Below are 21,517 nucleotides of genomic sequence, written 5' to 3'. Positions count from 1 at the left end.
TGAAAAGAGTCTTTTTCTCTATACTATCTTTACTTTTTCTTATGTTTAACAACATGTATGTTTACTGTTTATTGGAGTTAATTATTTGATTATTAATTGTATATGTTTGTTTTGATATAATGTGTGTGCGCACACACTATTGCTTAATTCAATAATTCATTTTACTTTTGCCGATGAAAAACAAGATGCTTATCAATATATGGATAAAGAGTTTTCAAATATTCGGATTGTAGACATTGCTAAGATGGCAGGTGTCTCTGTTGGCACGGTAGACCGTGTAATCCATAATCGTGGAAGAGTATCTGAAGAAAACAGGAAAAAAGTACAGGCTATCCTGGAAATGGTACATTACCAACCAAATCTGATGGCACGTTCATTAGCAGCCTCCAAAAAACAATATCATATCCTTGCAATAACTCCTTCTTTTGTGCAGGGGGAGTATTGGGAAGCTATTTCGGAAGGGATAGATAAAGCTGCGGCGGAAATGGAATCATATAATATCACCATTACCAAACTCTTTTTCGATCAATATAATAACAAGACTTTTGATGATATCATCCGAAATCTGCTGAATGAGAAAGTGGATGGGGTATTGATTGCGACTTTGTTTACAGATTCTGTTATCCGGCTTTCGCAGGAGCTTGACAGGAATGAAATACCATACGTGTATGTTGACTCCAACATTGGAGGGCAACATCAACTGGCTTATTTTGGAACGGAATCTTATGATGCCGGAGTGATTGCTGCCAGATTATTGATGGACAGGCTTCCTTCTTCTTCCGATATATTAATGGCACGGATTATTCATAGTGGGAAGAATGATTCTAACCAGGGAAAGAACAGGCGCGAAGGTTTCTGTCATTATCTCACTGAAACAGCGTTTAACGGAAATCTGCATGAAGTAGAACTGAAAATAAATGATTCAGTGTATAACTTCATGAAACTGGATGAAATCTTTGAAGCTAATCCGAATATTAAAGGCGCTATTATCTTTAATTCAACTTGCTATATTTTAGGAAATTACCTGAAAGCAAGAGGAATGCAGGCTGTCAAACTGGTTGGTTATGATCTTATCGGCAGAAATACGCAATTACTTTCCGAAGGTGTGATAACCGCATTGATTGCGCAGCGCCCCGAGCGTCAGGGGTACGATGGCGTTAAATCATTGTGTAATCATTTGCTGTTCAAGCAGAATAGTGAGAAAGTGAATTTGATGCCTATCGATATTCTCCTTAAAGAGAATCTGAAATATTATCTGAACAATAAATTATAAACATATAAATTTATAAGAACCATGAATGAATTATTTAACGTAAAAGACAAAGTAGTTGTTATCACCGGCGGAGCTGGTATTTTAGGTAAAGGTATTGCTGCGTATCTCGCAAAGGAAGGTGCAAAAGTGGTTGTACTCGACAGAAGTGAAGAAGCTGGAAAAGCATTGGTAGACAGTATCAAAGCAGAAGGAAATGAAGCAATGTTCCTTTACACTGATGTGATGGATAAGGAAGTGCTGGAAGGCAACAAAGTGGAAATTATGAAAGCTTATGGCCGTATTGATGTTTTGTTGAACGCTGCTGGAGGTAACATGGCAGGTGCAACAATCGCTCCGGATAAAACTTTCTTTGATTTACAGATTGACGCATTTAAGAAAGTGGTGGATTTGAACCTTTTCGGTACAGTATTGCCTACAATGGTATTTGCTGAAATTATGGTAGAACAGAAGAAAGGTTCTATTGTAAACTTCTGCTCTGAATCAGCTCTTCGTCCATTGACTCGTGTCGTTGGTTATGGTGCAGCTAAAGCAGCTATTGCTAACTTTACTAAATACATGGCTGGAGAACTGGCATTGAAATTCGGTAATGGCTTGCGCGTAAATGCAATTGCTCCAGGCTTCTTCCTGACTGAACAAAACCGTACATTATTGACTAATCCGGATGGCTCTCTGACTGATCGTTCAAAAACAATTCTCGCTCATACTCCATTCAACCGTTTCGGCGAGCCGGAAGATCTTTATGGAACCATCCATTATTTGATTAGCGATGCTTCCAACTTCGTAACAGGTACAGTAGCTGTAATCGATGGTGGATTTGATGCATTCTCAATTTAATAAATGGGGAATTGAGAATTAAAAATTGAGAATTGGCTGCGTAGCATCCGTATGCTGACTCTCAACTTTTAATTTTCAACTTTGATTTCTTAATTTTCAATTTTCAATTCTTAATTTAATAACAATATGTATTTATGTGAACAAACTTGGCGCTGGTATGGTCCTAACGACCCCGTTAGCTTGTGGGATATTAAGCAGGCAGGCGCTACCGGTATAGTAAATGCTCTTCATCACATTCCGAATGGTGAAGTGTGGACAGTAGAAGAGATCATGAAACGTAAGCAAATGATTGAAGAAGTAGGTCTGACATGGTCTGTGGTAGAAAGTGTACCTGTACACGAACATATCAAGACACAGACTGGTGACTTCATGAAATACATTGAAAACTATAAGGAAAGTATCCGTAATCTGGCGAAGTGTGGCGTAATGGTAGTTACTTATAACTTTATGCCCGTACTGGACTGGACACGTACTGACCTTGCCTATACAATGCCTGATGGCTCTAAAGCTCTTCGTTTCGAAAAGGCGGCTTTTGTAGCCTTTGACCTTTTCATCCTGAAACGTCCGAACGCAGAAAAAGATTACACTCCTGAAGAAATAGCTAAAGCAAAAGCTCGTTTCGAACAAATGAGCGAAGATGATAAGAAACTGTTGGTTCGCAATATGATTGCCGGACTTCCAGGCTCGGAAGAAAGTTTCACTGTAGAACAATTCCAGCAGGCATTAGACCGTTATAATGATATTGACGCTGAAAAGCTCCGTTCCAACTTGATTTTCTTCTTAAAAGAAATTGCGCCTGTTGCCGATGAAGTAGGCGTGAAGCTGGTGATTCACCCGGATGATCCTCCTTACACTATTTTAGGTTTGCCACGTATTTTGAGTACGGAAGAAGATTTCAAAAAACTGATTGAAGCCGTGCCTAACGAATCCAATGGCCTTTGCTTATGTACAGGTTCTTTCGGAGTGCGTGCCGACAATGACCTTGCAGGCATGATGGAACGTTTCGGTGATCGTGTAAACTTTGTTCACCTGCGCAGCACACAACGTGACGAAGAAGGAAACTTCTATGAAGCGAATCATCTGGAAGGGAATGTAGATATGTACGGCGTAATGAAAGCTCTTATTCTTTTGCAACAACGTCGTAAATGCTCTATCGCTATGCGTCCCGACCATGGTCATCAGATGATTGATGATTTGAAGAAAAAGACAAATCCGGGATATTCTTGTCTGGGACGTCTTCGCGGACTGGCAGAACTTCGTGGCTTGGAAATGGGTATCGCTAAATCTATTCTTTAGTTGAAGTTTTAATTAGCACTTTATTATAAAAACACTATGACTATTATTGAACGTGATAATAGTTGTGGTGTTTTTTTTATTTATTCTTTTTCACTTGTTGAGGGATAAGTGAGGCGAATAAGTCTCCAACATGCGTATCTTTATCGGCTTTTTTTGCTTTCTTCGGTTTGGGAGGATCGGGGATAATAAGCAAAGCTATTTGTGCACAAGCTTCTGCGTCAGCAAGTGCGTGGTGGTGATTCTCTAAGTTATATCCGCACCGTTCTGCTACCGTATGCAATTGATGATTGGGCAGATCTTTTCCGAAAACTTTTCTAGAAGTACGGCAGGTACAATAAAATTTGTAATTAGGATAAGTCATGTCATACAATTCGTGAACTGCCCGAAGACAACCTTCATCAAAAGGACTATTGTGTGCAACAAGTGGCAATCCATCTATCAACGGTTTGATTTCAGCCCATACATCAGGAAAATCTTCGGCTTCCATCGTATCGTCATAAGTTAATCCGTGGATAGCCGTTGTCCATTGCGTATAATAATTAGGAGCAGGACGAATGAGACGATAGATTTTATTCACGATCTTACCGTCTTTTACAATGACAACACCTACACTACAAACACTTGTACGTTTACCATTGGCTGTTTCAAAGTCGATGGCTGCAAAGTTCCTCATTTATTTCCTTGTTTTAGAGAAACAAAGATAATACAAAAAAGGGTCATGCAAAATATAGAAATAGGATTGATAACCAGGAAATTTATTGATTTTAATGAAAATGAATGTTTTTAATGGATGTTTTCAGTGAAATACCTTTCTTGTTGTGAAAATTATGCTATTTTTGCCAAACATAAACAAAAAAGCATGAACAAAACCTACTTCAAATATAAATACGTTTTAATATTCATTCTTTCATTGATTGTTTTTATAGGTGGACTAAATTATAAACACTGGTATGTTACTGACAATTTGATGGTAAAGCGTATTTCCCTGATTTACTCCATATCTAAAGATGATATTGGCAACAGAAATATAGAAAAGTTGTTGTATCAGGAGTTTCAGAAACAAGGGATAGAGGTAACGTTTGATAAGTTTTATTTTGATTGTAGCAAATATGATGAGAAAGAGCGGATAGAACATGTAAGGGAATATCTTGAATTTCTAGAAAGTAAATCGACAGACCTTATTCTGACCGTTGGTGATCAGGCAACTAATTCTTTATTATCTACCCGTCACCGGTTATTATCTTCTATTCCCGTGGTAGCTTGTAATGTGCATTTTCCCAATGAAGAACTGATTGAAGAATACGATTCGCAGAAAGTTTATGTATTGCGTGATAGTCCCGATCTGAAACGTAATATCGACTTTATAAAAACATTGTATCCCTATAATGATATGGAGATTATTTATAATATAGATCTGACCTTTCTTGGACATAAATCTTTCGATAGCCTTTCCCGAGTGGTTGACAGGAAGAATGTGAGAGTTTTGGGCTATCAAAAAGCATTTGTGCAAGAGTGTGATTATAAGCATTTGACGGAGATGATTGAATATTTTAATCTGACCCCCGGTTTGATAAATGATAATGTTAACAAGAATGGTCTGACAATAAGTCTTTGCCCCTTTCGTTATATAAAAGGATCTTCTTTGTTAGTAATGTTGAAACAATCAAAGAGAAGACAACAAAATCAAGCGTTTTTACTGGATAAATTAGATATGCTGGCAATTCCGATAGTAACAGCTTTAAATATTCCTTCTTTTAGTTGTATTCGTGAAGGTTTCGGTGAAAATGCTAAGATTGTCGGTGGTTATATGGCTACAGAGGGTATTACGGCGAAGGCTTCCGCTAGCCTTGCTGCACGCTTATTAAAGAAAGAAAAAATAGGAATGCCTAAAATAAGAGATTTAGAAAAAGAGTATGTACTGGACTGGACATATTTTTCTGAATATGCGGGTGATATTAGTAATGTTCCGCAAAATGTTCGTATGATTAACTATCCCTTTTATGATCGTTATCGAAAAGAACTTTATTTGTTGGGTGGGTTGTTTGTTTTCTCTTTTATTTTGGTAACCATTAGTTTGTTACGTACACATCGCCGTTCGTTGATGGAGCGTAAGAATCTTCAAATGCTGGAAGAAGCGCACAAACGATTGACTCTTTCTATGAATGGCGGCAAAATTTCACTTTGGAATATTCAGGAAGGTGTTCTTGAATTTGATGATAATTATGTACGATTGGTTGGCATGGAACAACGGAGATTTACAAAAGAGGATATTATGAGATATACCCATCCTGATGATGTACAATTGCTTAGCTCATTCTACGAAACATTATATCAGTCTCCCAGTATGCAAATACAACGAATACGTTTTTGTTTTGGAGGGAAAGAGGCAGATTATCAATGGTATGAACTTCGATGCAGTACCTTGAAAGATGCCCAGGGGGAGATTATGTTGGCAGGCATTATGCAGAATATTCAAAACTTGGTAGAGCATGAACAACAGTTGATTCTAGCGAAACAGATAGCAGAAAAAGCAGAGCTGAAACAGTCGTTTCTAAATAATATGAGTCATGAAATCCGTACACCGCTCAATGCTATTGTAGGTTTCACAAATTTATTAATAGGTGAGGGGGCTGATGAAATAGAACCGGAAGAGAAAGCTGCCATGATTGAAATAGTCAATAATAATAATGAGTTGCTTTTGAAACTGGTGAATGACGTATTAGAAATATCTCGTTTAGATTCAGGCAACTTATCCTTTGATATAAAAGAACATAACATTACGAAAATAATAAAGGAGATTTATGTCACTTACCAAACATTGATTCAGCCTTCATTATGCTTTATCCTTGAACTTGATGAAACAGTTTCCTTACCCGTTAACATCGACTGCTTCCGTTTTACTCAAGTCATCTCTAATTTCCTGAATAATGCAAATAAATTTACCAAAGAAGGAACTATTACTTTGGGGTGCAAAATATATAAAGAGCATCAGGAAGTTTGCGTTTACGTAAAAGATACTGGCAAAGGGATTGATGATAAAGAACTAATGATGATTTTTGATCGCTTTTACAAGACTGATGAATTTGAGCAGGGGAGTGGTTTGGGACTTTCCATTTGTAAAGTGATTATTGAACGACTGGCTGGACGTATAGAAGTGCATTCAGAAGTAGGAAAAGGAAGTTGTTTCTCCGTTATTTTGTCTTTGGCAAATATAATTTAGTACAATAAACAGAAGGTATTTAAAAGAAAAAAGCAAATAATGAAAGATAAGTTCAAACCCTGGCAGAGGTGGGTACTATTCGCTCTTGCAATGGCTGTTATTTTTGCATCGGGAGTAATTATTTCATTCCTGATGGAACACAGCGCAGAGGTTGTAAATGTAGACTATAAGAAAAAGATAAAAATAAACGGAATAGAAGCACGCAGCATTATTTTTGCTGAAAACTATCCACGTGAATATAAGACGTGGGTGGATACGACATCGACCGATTTGCACAGTAGATTAAATGGAAGAACTTCTATCGATGTTTTAGCGCAACGTCCTGAAATGGTCATATTATGGGCTGGATATGCTTTTTCTAAAGATTATTCAACACCGCGCGGGCATATGTACGCTTTACAGGATATTGTTCATTCACTTCGTACTGGTGCGCCTATGGGGGGTGCTGACGGTCCTCAATTTGCAAGTTGCTGGGTGTGTAAAAGTTCTGATGTTCCCCGTATGATAGAAGCTATTGGGGTAGATTCCTTTTATAATAATAAGTGGGCTGCATGGGGAGCCGAAATTGTAAACCCTATAGGATGTGCCGATTGTCATGAACCTAAAAATATGGATTTGCATATCAGCCGTCCGTCGCTCACTGAAGCTTTTAGCCGTCAAGGTAGAGATATTACTCATGCTACTCCACAGGAAATGCGTTCATTGGTCTGTGCACAGTGTCATTCGGAGTATTATTTCAAGGGGAATATAAAATATCCTACTTTTCCTTGGGATAAGGGCTTCACTGTTGAAGATTTAGAAAAGTATTATGATGAAATCGGATTTACTGATTATATTCATAAATTGAGCCGTGCCCCTATATTAAAGGCTCAACATCCTGATTATGAAATTTTCAAGATGGGCATACACGCCCAGCGTGGTGTGTCGTGCGCTGACTGTCACATGCCTTACAATGATGAAGGAGGGATAAAATATAGCGATCACCATATTCAGAATCCGTTAGCAGTGACTGAACGTACTTGTCAGACTTGTCATCGTGATAATAAAGAGACGCTCTGTAAAAATGTATACGAACGTCAGCAAAAGGCAAATGAGTTGCGTACACTTTTAGAAAAGGAGTTGGCAAAAGCACATATCGAAGCGAAGTTTACTTGGGATATAGGAGCTACAGAAAATGAAATGCAAGAAGCCTTGCTGTTAATTCGTCAGGCACAGTGGAGATGGGATTTCGGCGTATCTTCTCATGGCGGTTCTTTTCATGCCCCGCAGGAAACCATGCGTATTTTGGGGCATGGCTTAAATAAAGTATTCCAAGCTCGTATGCTTATCAGCAAAGTGCTTGTAGCGCATGGGTATACAGATAATGTACCACTTCCGGATATTACAACGAAAGAAAAAGCACAGCAATATATTGGTTTGGATATGGCTGTTGAAAAGGCGGACAAAGATAAATTTCTCAAAGAAATTGTCCCTGAATGGCTTCAAAAGGCAAAGGCAAACGGGCGTATTGTGAATTAGAATTTATTTTCACTATATTTGCCTACAATATAAATCCAATAAGATTATGTCAACAAAAACAATGAAAGAGAAAGCAACCGAGTTGTTGCAGAGGTGTGAAGTGGTAGTGCTTGCTTCTGTAAATAAAGAGGGATATCCCCGTCCTGTGCCGATGAGTAAGATTGCAACAGACGGAATTTCTACTATTTGGATGTCTACCGGAGCGGACTCATTAAAGACTATTGACTTTCTGGCAAACCCGAAAGCCGGATTATGTTTTCAGGATAAGGGAGACAGTGTAGCCTTAACGGGAACTGTGGAAGTGGTAACCGACGAGAAGATGAAACAAGAACTTTGGCAGGACTGGTTTATCGAACATTTTCCTGGAGGTCCTACCGATCCGGGCTATGTGCTGCTGAAATTTGAATCGAATCACGCAACTTATTGGATTGAAGGGACATTTATTCATAAGAAGCTGGACTAATCACTTCATACAGTTCTATTCCCGTGAGATCTGGAAATAAGAAGAGAGAAACATTCTTTCCTTTCGAAGAAGAATGTCTCTCTCTTTTTGATGATAGTTGGATAGATAGTATATCTATTCTTCGTGTTTCATTTAGAATTCGAACTTCTCCAGTTTCATTTCAGCTAATTCCTGAATGATACCTACGTACTTGCTGAAATGAGAAGATTTCTCGTGAGCTGCCAATACTTCAGCATTCTGCCATGTTTCACAAATCATGAAAACGTCGTGACGGGTACTGCTTTCGAAAGTATCATAAGCAATGCATCCTTCTTCCTTCAAAGAACAAGCAGTCAGTTCTTTAGCTGCCTCAATCGCTTTTTCGCGGTTTGTCTCGCTTACGCGGACGAAAACATTTAATCTAATCATAGTCTTTATTATTAAATGATTAAAAATAGCTTTATCACATCTTTGGTAATAAATCGCAGGCAAAGATACTATTTTTGTGCTTTTTCGGATACCTTGTTCTTTAAATTTCACCAAAACGTCATATAATCATAAAAAACGATTATATTTGCCCTTGAAATCAAAAAGCAACTATTTTGGGCGCAACTCTTAAATTTGTTCTGGCTTAATATTAGCCTCACGAACCACAGGCTAATTTCTTTCGTTTGAGTAATTCCACTCGAACCGGTTTTTCATTTTGTTATTTTTATTATTTACTGCATGGTTTCTCGAAACGTATGCGATATGAAAACGAATGGAAAATTTCGTAAGAAATAGTAAGCAGAACATAGAAAAAGAGATTGAAAGAATTGAGCGACAGCCGATTGCCCCACTAGATAAGATTAAGCAGATTATTGATGTCATACAGATGTCTCTTATTCTGTTGAAATCCGCCGTTGCCGAATACCAATTCCCGAATCCGAAAGAAGAGATTCTTTTCTTTAAGACCTGGAAACCACAGATTTCCGGGCTGTTGATGTTTTATGTCCGCTTGTATCAGATTGAAAAGAAGCGTATCGGCGAATCTCCGTCTTCCCAATGCAAATATCTGAAGTCGGAACTGGAGAGCTTGAAAAAACACTTCCTGAATAATTCTTTCTATGATTATTACCGTACCGGCAGGACGGAACTCGACGAACAATATTTTGTCAGAAGAAACTATGATATTCTGGCAGACACCCGTTTCGGGTTGCTGGACAGGGATTCTTCTTTCACTACCCTGCATGATTCAAGTGTGGCTGAAATCATAGCCAACAATCGTTTAGCGGAATACCTGTCTGCTCAAATAGAGATATTATCAGAGGAACTTCATTTGAAATTCACTTCAATGGTAGAAAACCGGCTATTGCAGTGGACGGACAGCAAGGTCGCTTTGGTTGAGTTTATCTATGCCCTGTATGCGGGCAAATGCTTCAACAATGGAAATACCAGTTTAAAAGACATAGCCTTTTGCTGCGAGACTCTTTTCAATATTGAGATTGGAGACTTTTATCGCATATTCTTGGAAATCAGAAACCGGAAGAAGAGTCGGACGCAGTTTCTTGATAAGTTGAAAGATAAAATTATAAAGATGATGGATGAGCTGGACAAATAAATTTCATGTCGTCTTGTGACATCTTGTGAATTATACAAATGGCTAATATCCAACTTTGCGGAGAAAAAGATTTGATTCACAAAGAAAGATAATAGCTTTTGTATAATTATGGAAACAACATTTACATGGGAGATAAAGGTGAAGAATACTCCTTTATTGATTAAGAAATGCAGCCACTGTGAGAGTGATCGCTTTTATTGCAGTGATAAGTTCAGAATGAATGCACAGAAAAAGAACATTGATGTCTGGCTGATTTACAGATGCGTGAAGTGCGATAATACTTGTAATATAACTTTGCTGTCACGTACCAAACCGGACTTGATTGATAAAAAACTGTTTCATAGCTTTTCTATGAATGATAGAGAAGTGGCCTGGCAGTATGCTTTTTCAGCCGGAATGGCAAGTAAGAACAAGCTTCAAATAGACTACGATAGCGCTGAATATGAGGTGATAAGTAATATCTCCTTCGAAGATATTATGAATATGAACAACGCGATAATAAGTATTCTGATCGAATGTGATTTTGAATTGAACCTGAAATTATTATCATTGATAAAAAGATGTTTTTCTCTTTCCACTACCCGGTTGAAGCATTTGTTTGAAGAAGGAAATATTTCTTTGCTTTCCGGTAAGACGTCTCCAAAGTGTAAGGTAAAGAATGGAGATATAATTTTGATAGATCGAAAAAGCTTGATTGATATTTTGGAATAAGGTCGATTTTACAGTTTTTTTTAATAGCTTTGTGATATAATCATTCGGATGCTGTAAATGAGGTTGTACTATAAAATTAAAGATATGAAAAAGGTATTTTTATTAGCTTTTGTTTTGTTTGCATGGAGTATGGTTGTCAATGCTCAAGAAAGTGATGGGAAATATATTGAAGTGACAGGTTCTTCGGAGATTGAAGTCGTTCCGGATGAAATACATTTTCTGATTCAGATTAAGGAGTATTGGCAGGAAGAGTACACAGGTAAATCTAATAAAGAAGAAGATTTTCGGACAAAAGTGCCATTGGCTATGATTGAAAAGGATTTGCGTCGGAGTTTGCGCAAAATCGGAATAGCGGATGATGCTATCCGTACACAGGAAATAGGGGATTATTGGCGCCAGAGAGGAAAGGAATTTCTGATAGGTAAGCAATTGGATATCCAGTTGACCGATTTTGAGCAGATTAATTCCATTATCCGTTCTGTTAACACATGGGGAATTGAGTCCATGCGCATCGGAGAATTGAAGCATAAGGATTTGCCAATGTATCGGAAGCAAGGTAAGATTGAAGCATTGAAAGCTGCCCGTGAAAAAGCATCTTACTTGGTGGAAGCGATGGGACAGGAATTGGGTGAAGTGATCCGTATTGTAGAACCTGTTGATAATAATATAAGCCGTTATCTTCCTTTTCAGGCACAGAGCAATGTCAGCATGGGGACGGCTGCTACCGAACAGTACCGTGTCATCAAGTTGAGATATGAAATGACTGCCCGTTTTGCCATCAAATAAAAAATGCCTATCTTTGTGGCATGACTAAAAATAATAAATCGGATTTGGTTTGATAAACAATCTGTGTTTCTGACACAGGTTGTCCTTTCGTTTGCTCTCGGATGATTCCATTCGAGGGTGTTTTCTATGTTTTTATAAATTCAATTTTTAACTTGCGTACAATGGTGTGAAAAGCATTGTTATGCTTTTCAACGTGTGCGCTCTATATATTAAGATCATGAATAACGAAAATCAAACAATTCACAAATCCGACGATAACCTAACTATTTATGGTTGGAATGAGAAACTCAATCAGCTAAAACAAGAATCAATATATAGTGCCCTTGCTCATGGGCGTGTTTCCATTGTACACCGTACTTGCTACGAGGTAATTTCCGGAAACGGATTGTTTCAGTGTGAACTCACGGGAAATATGATGTATGGAAAATCGGATGATGAATTACCTTGTACAGGTGATTGGGTCATTTTTCAACCGTTCGATGAACATAAAGGGATTATAGTTGATAGTTTGCCTCGTGAGCGGACATTGTATCGCAAGAAAAGTGGCACGGTTGCTGATAAGCAGGCCATTGCTTCTTATGTCGATAAGGCATTTATTGTGCAGAGCCTTGATGATAATTTCAATGTTCGCAGGGTAGAACGCTTTATGGTTCAGATAATGGAGGAAAATATCAGCTCTGTATTGGTTCTTAATAAAGCCGATTTAGATTTTGACAGACAGAGTGTTGAGGAACAAATAAAACATATCTCCAGTCAGATACCCGTATTTTTCACGAGTATTCATCAGCTCGAAACAATTGTCCGGTTACGGAAGTCCATATCGGAAGGCGAAACGGTTGTGTTTGTCGGTTCTTCGGGTGTCGGGAAAAGCTCTTTGGTGAATGCTCTTTGTGAAAAGCCGGTATTGCTCACATCTGATATAAGCCTGTCCACAGGAAAAGGCCGTCATACTTCGACCCGTCGTGAAATGGTATTGATGGACAGTTCGGGTGTTTTAATCGACACTCCGGGCGTCCGTGAATTTGGCTTGGCCATTGACAATCCCGATTCTCTTGCCGAAGTGTTGGAAATCTCTGACTATGCTGAATTGTGTCGCTTTAAAGATTGCAAACATATCAACGAACCGGGCTGTGCTGTTTTAGAAGCAGTCAACAGTGGTGTATTAGATTATAAAGTTTATGCGAGCTATCTGAAACTTCGCCGGGAAGCGTGGCACTTTTCTGCTTCCGAACATGAGAAACGCAAAAAAGAAAAATCATTTACCAAACTCGTGGAAGAAGTGAAGAACCGCAAGGCAAATCGTTGATCTCTATTGAGACGATGCAGGTATCTCCGGATGCCTGCATCGTGTTATACTAACTTAAGCTTATATCTATTGGGGATTTACATTTATGAAGAGTTTTTTTATTACTTATTGTCGTATCTGCCTGTAAAAAGCAGTTTCCCTTTCTGTGTATATTGTTTTACGAAATCACCTTTGTGGGAAGTGTACATATTTCTGTCATGTTCATATTGTTTCCATAAATCAAGTTTAAGCCGTTCATATTCTTTCGCAATAGCTGTATTTGCTTGAAGATAATCTCTGAAATACAATTCATCATTATCTCCCTCATAACATAAGTGTAGATGAAATACCCGTTCAGCAAATCCTTGTAATGTATAACCTTTATTGAAATCAATGCGACTGTCGTTCTCTGCCATGCAGATATAGCCGCATCTTTCAATTGTACCTTTCAAATTGACGACTTTTTCTTCTCTTGGGATTTCCACAAGTATATCTATGGTAGGCTTTGCCCAAATTTCTTTAATTGCTGTGCTACCTATATGGCTAATACGTTCAATACAGGGAAGTCTCTCTTTCAGCAACTCCGCTTCTTCCTTATACCAATCTGTCCAATAGTCTTGGTGTGCAGTCAGGGTTATGGGGAATAATTGCCAAAGCTCGTCTAATGATAATTCAGTTAATTTCTTTTGTTCCATATCATGTGGCAATTGTTATTAATAATAGGTGACATAGCTATATAGATAAATTACAGCCAAAAATCAATTAATTCTTTTATTTCCTATTTCATTATCAACATTCTTTTTTGTATTAATGTTTTATGCTGATAATGGTTTGCAGCTTGCCGCCGTTAGGCAGGACAGGTGTATGTTGTAAGCTAAATTTCGTATTCAATCTTGTAATCTTCATATACATTGAATACCGTTTCACAATCTGATAAAATACTTTCAAGCAAAGGTTTGACCTCACTATTCCAATCTAACTTACCCAGCCCTGCACCTATTTTCGGTAGCGACACGGTTTTGATACCTCTGCTTTCGCACACTTTTTTCAAGCGTTTCAAACCTTTATTCAGATATGTGAGTTCCGCATGATACATATCGGGTTGTGTAGCGATGTAGATTATACCCGGAGAGAAACCTTTGATTTCTCCTATAAACACATTGCCAGCCTGGAACTTAGTGTTTCGTGTGTACTTCTTAAAGAGTTTTTGGATTTCAGGGAATTGACTTGACAGCTTAAAGGCAAGCCCAGTTCCTAATCCTTCTTGTGAGCCAACAGCTACACCTTGTGCTATGTACTCATCTTTACTCTGTAATATATCTCCCGAAATGTATTTTATCATATTGTTTCCGTTTTTCTATTGCTTATAATGGTTAGAAAGGAGCATCGTCAGATGCTATCTTTCGTTGTTAGCAACCTATTTGAAATAATTAATCATTTTATCGTTATTAGGAATATTCCCAGTATGCCACAAATGGATTTGTGACTTTATTACCTTCAATTTTTCCATAAACATATATACAGCCAGCCATGAAAACGGAAATATCTTTCATGCAAATTTCGTTGATTTGAAAAATGAAGCTATTTCCATCTTTAACCACTTTACCATCATTATCTAATCCCCATTGAATAGGCATTACGTTACCCCCAAACTTGATTGCACAATTTTTTTCAGGCATATCTTTTTCCGTACTCATTTCGTATATTGAATAAATTTCATCTATTTCGGGGTGTTTATATCTATCACTTTTACTTTGGCTACTTAATTCATGTTCAACCAACAACAATTTACAATCGGGATATGTGTTATATTCCAATGCAATATCAAAATCCGGAGTGAAAATAGATATTTGCTTGTTCGGATTTAGAGGGTTTTGAAATGTTAGATAAAAATAGAGATTATCTTTGTCCGATAAATACTTATCATCAAAACAAGCTGGAGCATTTCCACCAACCCAACCAAAGCAGTCTTTTTGGTATTCACCAATGCCGTAGTATATTGCATTTTCTCTTGTTTTAAGTATTCTTTCTATATCCATAATAACGATAATGATTTGATTGTTGCTAATGCGTTAATAACCACACCTCATAGTGTAGTTCCTAATCTCTATTATTCTCATATATTTACTACCTATTAGTTTCATATTATCAGTCCTTATCAATAGGAAATGAAAGTAAGTCATCAATCATTCTGCTTTGAATCTCGGTCACCCCATTTCCCCAAAGTAAAGCTAATCTTTTGATAGCTTTAACTCCCTGTTCTTGTAATTTGGGTGAGAGACGCCCAGTGATTTTTATTTGTCCAAAGGCAGTAGCGTAAGTCACCATGTCGCTTTGTGTCATATCCATTTCTTTCTTTGAAGCTAGTTTTTTAACCACTTCGGGGTCAAGACTTTCAACAGGAATATATTCCATGCCCCAGTCGTGTTCTATCAGATACTTGGGATAATCAAGAAAGTTGAGTTTGGGATTTTTTCTGATCGTTTCTTCAAGAGAATCTAACGTATCACTTCCCTCATCGCTACCAAAAGGTGCTTCTTCGTCTACGCAATCATAATAGAGTTCTTCCGTGAAGTGTTCGGTAAATCGGGGATGAGAAGTTTTGGGGTGCAAACCATATTCTTCGGAATCAATATAAAATCTGTGCATGAAGTCGAAGTTGGCATCTTCTACATATCCTTTTTTCTTTTTCGAGTGAATAAGTTTCTCTGCTTGTTTCAGGCATTCTTCTTCTGTATCGAAGTCTTTGATTTCAAATTTACCGATACTGTCGAACTTACCATAGTTTACAGCAAAATCACAGCCACTATAATCAATCCACCAAAATTTATGAGATTTCTCATCTTTATAAATAAATGCTCTTTTCATAATATTGTGTGTTTATTGTTGGGAGAGAGTAATGTCTCTACTATACACAAAAGTAGGAAAACTGTTGAGTTATCACCTATATGTCTTCGTATTTCTTCTGTATTTTTACAAAATAAGTCTTGTTTATTCATTTTTTACTATTTTTTCGAGAAAACAGCAAAAAAGTTTGAGTTACGCAAAAAGGTTGCGCACCACTACGCCTATCTTTGTCGAAGAAATAAGAAAACAGGTCAAGTACGGGTTACTTCAACACACTCTTTAAGGTAGAACATTACCAGTACGATTATCTGTTTTCCTGTTTCGTAAAGGGGCAGTAGCTCAGTGGGTAGAGACGGTCGTCGGTTCGACTCCAGCCTGCTCCACAAAAAAACAAATATAGAGGTAGGACAGTAGCTTCGGGATTATCTGAAATGAGGTCAACCGGGGCTTACTTCTTAACGGTGGATATTGCTGGTTCGAATCCGGCCTGTTCTACCTCTTTTTATCAACTTAAGGTCAAGGAAGACTTACTTCAACACTGCAGGAATGCTCCATTGATTCACAGTCTTCCGATTACCTTACTTAAAACACAATGTATGAAAAAAGATTAGTTGAAAGTACCTATCAGTCTAATTGTTGATCTCTATTGAAACGATACAGGTATCTCCGGATGCTTGCTTTGCAGATTGAAGTGCTGTTTGTTATTGTTATCAATATCGTATATCCGCGTGTTTATTATCTTTTCTTGATTTAAATTTGTCTTTTTCCTGTCATATCCGTAACTTTGTAAACTAAAGAATCCGATATGAATCAGGAGTTATTAGTAACAAAGCCGATACAATTCTATTCTTCGTAGATGCGCTTTCGGTGGTAAGAATTAAGATAGCCGGGAAACGAATTGTCAGGCTATTGAGAAAGAATGTACGATTAAGAATACAAACTAAAAATAGTGGCATAAATGATAACTTCCTGTATAGCAATAATATTCGGTTTTCGCTTTTTCGGCAGAGGATTGCATGAAATCTCCGGGGAAGAAATGGCGATTATTGCATTTTTCATGTTGTTTCTGTTTGTTCCGTGCCTGTGGCTTGTCAGGTATTTAAAAGATGACGAAATAGATTCAAACAGACAGGATAAGCTGGTGGAGATACATATTGCCCTGACCATCGTTCTGACTGTTGCGGGTGGTGTCTTTTCCCGGATGTCCGTACTTGTCAATAAGTGGATAGACGAACAACCGTTCATTGTTGCAGCTTACATAGCGTTGGCACTTAGTGTTTTTGGTGTCGTTATCGGCAAAGCTATTGATTTTTGGGTATATTATTTGAAGAAAAGAATATTCTAAAACAGTATGATAGAGTACATGAATATTCCGGTTTTGGTTTGTGTCTCCCTGTTAGGGGTGGGGGCTTTTGTTATGATAGTAGGCTCGCTATTGAAAAAGCAGTGGGCTACGGATGGGAAAAAGACTTCGTTATCCATTTACCTTTTATATCTTCTCGCAATGTCAGGTTCCGGCTGGACATGGTACAATAGCATACATAAAGCCCGTGCGTTGGCAGAAGGCAATCGATACACTTTAGCCACTTATGAAAAAGTGTCGGGTGTCATTAAAGGGGGACATAAGGTACGCCAGTTCGGTTTTTATGTGGATGGGGTGAAATATAATACTACAACGACATATCCTAAATTTTTGGGTGTCAGCAATCCTTTGCGTATCATAGTGAGGTATGCCGTCAGCAACCCTGAATACAATAAGGCTTTGGGGGACGAGTTTGTCCCCACATGGGTGCTGTCCCCGCCGGAAAAAGGTTGGAAACAATACCCGCCTGCTATTCATTGGGAAGGTGCTGTTCTGGATTCTGTTTATATGCAATCATTACAGGGTAATAATTAATCCGATGACGGTAAGTGCCGTATATACGCAGTTGATATAAAATGCAGCCATCAACAGCCGGGGAATATATTCAGACTTCTTGAATAAGGATGCAGACTGAATGATGAACAAAGCAGTAAAAAGAGCAATGCTAAAACCGACCTGACTTATCAGCAACCATTGCGGATATTCCGTAATGACAGCCGCAGACCATGCTTGGAGCAAGGGAGTTATATTTTGCAGAAATACGTGAGCCGCAAAATATCCTAGAGAAGAAATTGCTTCTTTTTTCTGTCGTAGAAGCGCATTGATAGCATAAACGCCTATTCCGGCTTGTCCCAGTAGTATGGATAACTGGAAAAAGTCGAAAATCCAATAGATGGGATTGTTGGTAATGCCATCGTGGGCAAAATAATCATAGAAACAGAGTGAGGATACGCAACTTGTTGTGACCAACCCTGCACAGATAAATGAAATAATTCTTTTATTCATTGTATTTTATTTCTTTCAGATGTTTTTCCAATGCAATATACACTTCTTTCTGATAACTGATAAAAATAGTTTTATCTGTTGGGAGGAATGTTTCTTTTTCCCGTCATAGTGCGGAATATTAGATAAAAACAGGCTATATGAAAAAATCATATTCTCCTCTATTTTACGGGAAGGCTTGAATGACTTGGCAGGTATATAAGAATAAATACCCTCTTTACAACGGTAGGGCTTATACATTTGCACAACTCCCCACGAATTAACCTCATTCTGTTTCATTTTTCGTTTATTAATTTACAAATTAAGTTCGGTGTCAGCATTTTAATTCAAGCTATCTTTCATCATTATTCGTAGTTGTTTTTGTGTAGGTAATGTTTTCCATCCTTTATCTGGTGCTTTTAGAGTAAACCAAGATGGTACGCTGTCTAATATTAGATGTCGGTCGGGGGCTTTTGCTAAGAATGTTACAAAGTAACGGGTTCCGATTGGAGTGTTTTTACTCTCGGCAAATGATATAAAAAAACTTCCTTTATATAAAGTCTTATTATATACAAATTCATATTTTGCACTTTGCCCTCTATAAGCAGAACTGTATTTAACAAGAGTTACTATAGAATATATGCCATCCTTTCTTACATTGTTGTTTCTAATTGTTGAGACAGCATACAATAGAATAAATACTACAATAGGGATTATAAATTTAAAAATCTTGGTTTGATTAATCATATTTATTGCTATTCTATAATACTTTCATTTTTTCCTCTGTCGATAATGTCCAGCAGCGTTCCGCTTTAAGCAGTAGTGCTGTTTGTTAGCAACTTATTCAATAATCAAAATATCTCCAAAGATATTTGAAAGCATTTTTCTATACTCTTTTATATCTTCAATTGCATTATCCTTATATGACACAGTTATTGAAGTAATATCGTCTTCATATTTATGTTTTACTGAAAAGACAATCTCATTTTGACGTATGACGACTTTACTACATAAACCATAACCAGAATTAGATTGATCTGAATATTCAAAGTAGTATGAATCCATACCCAATTTAATATCCTGTTCATCAAACTCTAATGCTCTTTCGACAATTACATATTCTTTGGGTTCATTCTTATCATCTGCGAAACCGACTAAATATGAATTGTCTTCTGTTACTTCATATACTATATCATTTGCTATAAAGTTTATTTCCATATTTCACCTGTTTTAATCAGTTGCTAACGTTATGCTAACAGCGATCATTTAATGTTTCGTTGTTATTTTTTCTAAGTATTTTATTAAATCTCTTCTTCAAAATATCGTCCAACGGATTTTTAATGTTTTGTTTATCAGTAAATTATATTCATATTGTTTTGCTATATATAATTATGCCTCTAAAAATACGGTTTTGTCTAATTATTCACAAAGGAATCTGTTAGTTTTTTCCTCTATCCTATACAATTTCATCCTTTGGCAGCCAATAACACAATCGTATGTTGTATAATTCGTAATTGCCTGTTTTCTGTTTACATTCGTACATCTATATCAAGTTATCAGGCAGAGAGAAGAAGCGTATAGCATCTCTATACCCAGTCTCTCCACAAAGATAAGCTATAATAATCCTCTTTCGGGAATAATAGCTAACTATATATGCTATATCGTCATTTCTTATCTATTTTCAACCTCATATCTTTGCAACATCAGAAAAACAATAGAATAAACTACTTATTAAATGGAGAATTATGAGAAAGAATTTATTATTTCTAACAGCATTACTAATGTCGGGAATGATTTTAGCTCAGAGAGGAGAAAGTATTATGAAGAAGTATGAAAATCAACTGCCACAGGCAGGGAGAGGAAATGTACATGTAGCCTACCAAGGAAAGGCTATTGATCAGATGATTTACGAATTTATGGAAGAGCAGGGGATACCGGGTATGACACTTGCCATTGTTCAGGCTCCTTACATTCCGCGTGTTGTAGGCTATGGAGTGACAGATTTTGAAAAAGGAAATCTGGCTGCGGCAAAAACTCTTTGGCCGGTAGGACCAATTTCACAGGGTTACGCTGCTGTAGCGGTGATGCAACTATATGAAAAAGAGAAATTGAAACTGAACGATCCTATCGGAAAGTATCTTAAGGATATTCCGGAAAATTGGAAAAGTATCAGTATTCTTCAATTGTTGCAGCACAGTTCCGGTATTGCGGATTACCGTGCGCAGGCGGGATTCAATGTGTCGGAAGATTATCAGCCCTTGCAACTGATTAAGACAGTCGAAAGTCTTCCTTTGGCTTTTGAACCTGGTACTAATGTGAAGCAAAGTGCGACAAACTTCCTGTTACTGGCTTCTATCATTGAAAAAGCAGGCAAAATGCCGTATCATGATTTCGTGAAAAAGTATCAGATTGACTATCTTGGGCTGCAACAAACTTATTTTGGTGAGGATTTGGCAAAAGTGAAACAGGAAGATGTAACGACTACTGCCAATGTGCATCAGACTTTTAAAAAGAACAAAGACTATATCAATCCGTCGGAAACAACTACCGGATACATGGAGAAAGATGGGAAGCTTGTAAAGGCTCCTTCTGTGAGCCCGACAGCAATGAAAGGTTTTTCGGATATTTGGGCATCCGCAGAGAATGTGAGTCATTGGGATATCGCTCTTGCCGGAGGTGTGCTGATTGCCAAACCGGAGAATCGTGACTTGATTTATAAGCCTACGAAGCTTGCCAATGGAAAAATAGTTCCCGCCATAGCTGGTTGGCAGTTTTATAACCACAAAGGTTTGATGGATATCAAAGGAAATGTTTCCGGGCATTCTGCTTTCTTGAGCCGTTTTACAGATGCTTCCGAACTGGTCTGTGTCACTCTCCTTGCCAATAAAGAAGGTGTTGATTTAACGAACTTGGGACGTAAAATAGCCGCGGCTTTCGATAGTGATAAAATGGGGACGGGGGCAAATGATAACTTGCTTTATACTTATGAAAGCCAGTTCGGTGTAGTAGAGACAATGGCACGTATCGAACAAACATTGATAAATATGGGAATCCCAGTATTTGCGAAATTCGACCACGGCAAGAATGCTCAAGATGTTGGTCTTGAACTACGTCCGAATCAAGTCATTGTCTTTGGCTCTCCTAAAGTGGGAACCAAATTGATGCAGGACAATCCAAGTATCTCTATCGAATTACCTCTGAAAATTTCTGTATGGGAAGATGAAAAAGGCAGTGTTTGGGTGACATTTCCGCAGATGGGAGTGATGGCGACAGAATATGGGCTTGATAAAGAACCGGTGATTGGAAAGATGCAGAAGTTGCTGGAAAAGATTGTTATTCAATCGGCCAGCGTTTATTAAAC

23 protein-coding genes are annotated in these 21,517 nt (G+C 37.7%); 13 read left to right on the top strand and 10 right to left on the bottom strand.

Features of this window, described 5'->3' with window-relative positions:
• Positions 1-199 precede the first annotated feature (199 nt).
• From HMPREF0106_RS13150 to uxuA, 3 genes are all read left to right on the top strand, one after another.
• Positions 200-1,273 (top strand): substrate-binding domain-containing protein, encoded by a 1,074-nt coding sequence (locus HMPREF0106_RS13150; protein ID WP_008025616.1) that lies wholly within the window; start codon positions 200-202, stop codon positions 1,271-1,273.
• 21 nt (positions 1,274-1,294) lie between these two features.
• Entirely contained in the window at positions 1,295-2,107 is an 813-nt protein-coding gene (locus HMPREF0106_RS13155) for an SDR family oxidoreductase (protein ID WP_005678019.1), read from the top strand.
• Positions 2,108-2,233: 126 nt separating this feature from the next.
• Positions 2,234-3,403, top strand: a complete 1,170-nt coding sequence (uxuA, locus tag HMPREF0106_RS13160; protein ID WP_004313350.1) for a mannonate dehydratase — start codon at positions 2,234-2,236, stop codon at positions 3,401-3,403.
• 76 nt (positions 3,404-3,479) lie between these two features.
• Here uxuA and HMPREF0106_RS13165 read toward each other — a convergent pair whose 3' ends face one another.
• The gene (locus tag HMPREF0106_RS13165; RefSeq protein WP_004313349.1) at positions 3,480-4,076 is read right to left on the bottom strand and encodes a 3'-5' exonuclease; all 597 of its coding nucleotides are present in this window, start codon (positions 4,074-4,076) and stop codon (positions 3,480-3,482) included.
• A 117-nt stretch (positions 4,077-4,193) separates the two neighbouring features.
• Here HMPREF0106_RS13165 and HMPREF0106_RS13170 point away from each other — a divergent pair, with 117 nt between their 5' ends.
• From HMPREF0106_RS13170 to HMPREF0106_RS13180, 3 genes are read left to right on the top strand one after another with little or no spacing between them, the layout of a single operon-like run.
• Complete coding sequence (locus HMPREF0106_RS13170) at positions 4,194-6,623, top strand: sensor histidine kinase (RefSeq protein WP_009039883.1); 2,430 nt, start codon at positions 4,194-4,196, stop codon at positions 6,621-6,623.
• Positions 6,624-6,662: 39 nt separating this feature from the next.
• The gene (gene nrfA / locus HMPREF0106_RS13175; RefSeq protein WP_009039882.1) at positions 6,663-8,141 is read left to right on the top strand and encodes an ammonia-forming cytochrome c nitrite reductase; all 1,479 of its coding nucleotides are present in this window, start codon (positions 6,663-6,665) and stop codon (positions 8,139-8,141) included.
• A 46-nt stretch (positions 8,142-8,187) separates the two neighbouring features.
• Complete coding sequence (locus tag HMPREF0106_RS13180; RefSeq protein WP_009039881.1) at positions 8,188-8,604, top strand: pyridoxamine 5'-phosphate oxidase family protein; 417 nt, start codon at positions 8,188-8,190, stop codon at positions 8,602-8,604.
• Between the two features lie 132 nt (positions 8,605-8,736).
• Here the strand turns inward: HMPREF0106_RS13180 and HMPREF0106_RS0124585 are convergent, their stop codons facing one another.
• A complete protein-coding gene (locus HMPREF0106_RS0124585; protein ID WP_004313343.1) occupies positions 8,737-9,012 on the bottom strand; it encodes a putative quinol monooxygenase in 276 nt (91 codons plus the stop codon).
• Positions 9,013-9,343: 331 nt separating this feature from the next.
• On the opposite strand from HMPREF0106_RS0124585, the gene HMPREF0106_RS13185 reads away from it, so the two are divergent.
• The 4 genes from HMPREF0106_RS13185 (at position 9,344) to rsgA (ending at position 12,986) form a co-directional block, all read left to right on the top strand.
• Positions 9,344-10,183: an RteC domain-containing protein gene (locus HMPREF0106_RS13185; RefSeq protein ID WP_008025610.1), complete on the top strand. Its 840-nt coding sequence runs from the start codon at positions 9,344-9,346 to the stop codon at positions 10,181-10,183.
• Between the two features lie 108 nt (positions 10,184-10,291).
• A complete protein-coding gene (locus HMPREF0106_RS13190; RefSeq protein ID WP_009039880.1) occupies positions 10,292-10,894 on the top strand; it encodes a DUF1062 domain-containing protein in 603 nt (200 codons plus the stop codon).
• An 84-nt stretch (positions 10,895-10,978) separates the two neighbouring features.
• Entirely contained in the window at positions 10,979-11,680 is a 702-nt protein-coding gene (locus tag HMPREF0106_RS13195) for an SIMPL domain-containing protein (protein WP_008025605.1), read from the top strand.
• Positions 11,681-11,897: 217 nt separating this feature from the next.
• Positions 11,898-12,986 carry a ribosome small subunit-dependent GTPase A gene (gene rsgA / locus HMPREF0106_RS13200; protein WP_009039878.1) on the top strand — a complete coding sequence of 363 codons (1,089 nt, stop codon included), beginning with the start codon at positions 11,898-11,900 and terminating at the stop codon, positions 12,984-12,986.
• Between the two features lie 101 nt (positions 12,987-13,087).
• On the opposite strand, the gene HMPREF0106_RS13205 is transcribed toward rsgA, so the two are convergent.
• The 4 genes from HMPREF0106_RS13205 to HMPREF0106_RS13220 all read right to left on the bottom strand — a co-directional run bounded on the left by HMPREF0106_RS13205 (position 13,088) and on the right by HMPREF0106_RS13220 (position 15,833).
• Entirely contained in the window at positions 13,088-13,660 is a 573-nt protein-coding gene (locus HMPREF0106_RS13205; protein WP_009039877.1) for a GrpB family protein, read from the bottom strand.
• A gap of 179 nt (positions 13,661-13,839) precedes the next feature.
• On the bottom strand, positions 13,840-14,307 hold the full coding sequence (locus tag HMPREF0106_RS13210) for a macro domain-containing protein (RefSeq protein WP_008025599.1): 468 nt from the start codon (positions 14,305-14,307) through the stop codon (positions 13,840-13,842).
• Between the two features lie 106 nt (positions 14,308-14,413).
• The gene (locus HMPREF0106_RS13215; protein WP_004320634.1) at positions 14,414-15,004 is read right to left on the bottom strand and encodes a hypothetical protein; all 591 of its coding nucleotides are present in this window, start codon (positions 15,002-15,004) and stop codon (positions 14,414-14,416) included.
• Positions 15,005-15,113: 109 nt separating this feature from the next.
• Complete coding sequence (locus HMPREF0106_RS13220; RefSeq protein WP_008643530.1) at positions 15,114-15,833, bottom strand: WGR domain-containing protein; 720 nt, start codon at positions 15,831-15,833, stop codon at positions 15,114-15,116.
• Between the two features lie 937 nt (positions 15,834-16,770).
• Here HMPREF0106_RS13220 and HMPREF0106_RS13225 point away from each other — a divergent pair.
• Positions 16,771-17,157, top strand: a complete 387-nt coding sequence (locus HMPREF0106_RS13225) for a hypothetical protein (protein ID WP_009039876.1) — start codon at positions 16,771-16,773, stop codon at positions 17,155-17,157.
• A gap of 6 nt (positions 17,158-17,163) precedes the next feature.
• Positions 17,164-17,709 (top strand): hypothetical protein, encoded by a 546-nt coding sequence (locus HMPREF0106_RS13230; protein ID WP_009039875.1) that lies wholly within the window; start codon positions 17,164-17,166, stop codon positions 17,707-17,709.
• Here the strand turns inward: HMPREF0106_RS13230 and HMPREF0106_RS13235 are convergent.
• The 4 genes from HMPREF0106_RS13235 to HMPREF0106_RS13245 form a co-directional block, all read right to left on the bottom strand.
• On the bottom strand, positions 17,692-18,180 hold the full coding sequence (locus tag HMPREF0106_RS13235; RefSeq protein ID WP_009039874.1) for a hypothetical protein: 489 nt from the start codon (positions 18,178-18,180) through the stop codon (positions 17,692-17,694). The genes HMPREF0106_RS13230 and HMPREF0106_RS13235 overlap by 18 nt on opposite strands.
• A 15-nt stretch (positions 18,181-18,195) precedes the next feature.
• Positions 18,196-18,456, bottom strand: coding sequence for a hypothetical protein (locus HMPREF0106_RS0124580; protein ID WP_232286773.1), 261 nt, complete (start codon positions 18,454-18,456; stop codon positions 18,196-18,198).
• 42 nt (positions 18,457-18,498) lie between these two features.
• Positions 18,499-18,903: a hypothetical protein gene (locus HMPREF0106_RS13240; protein WP_008025584.1), complete on the bottom strand. Its 405-nt coding sequence runs from the start codon at positions 18,901-18,903 to the stop codon at positions 18,499-18,501.
• Positions 18,904-18,996: 93 nt separating this feature from the next.
• Entirely contained in the window at positions 18,997-19,374 is a 378-nt protein-coding gene (locus tag HMPREF0106_RS13245) for an Imm10 family immunity protein (RefSeq protein WP_008025582.1), read from the bottom strand.
• A 527-nt stretch (positions 19,375-19,901) separates the two neighbouring features.
• Here HMPREF0106_RS13245 and HMPREF0106_RS13250 point away from each other — a divergent pair.
• On the top strand, positions 19,902-21,515 hold the full coding sequence (locus tag HMPREF0106_RS13250) for a serine hydrolase (RefSeq protein WP_032851302.1): 1,614 nt from the start codon (positions 19,902-19,904) through the stop codon (positions 21,513-21,515).
• Positions 21,516-21,517: the final 2 nt, after the last annotated feature.

The sequence above is a fragment of the Bacteroides sp. D22 genome, from assembly GCF_000163675.1.
In the GTDB taxonomy this organism is placed as follows: Bacteria; Bacteroidota; Bacteroidia; order Bacteroidales; family Bacteroidaceae; genus Bacteroides; species Bacteroides xylanisolvens.
This window is presented reverse-complemented; position numbering and strand designations above follow the sequence as displayed.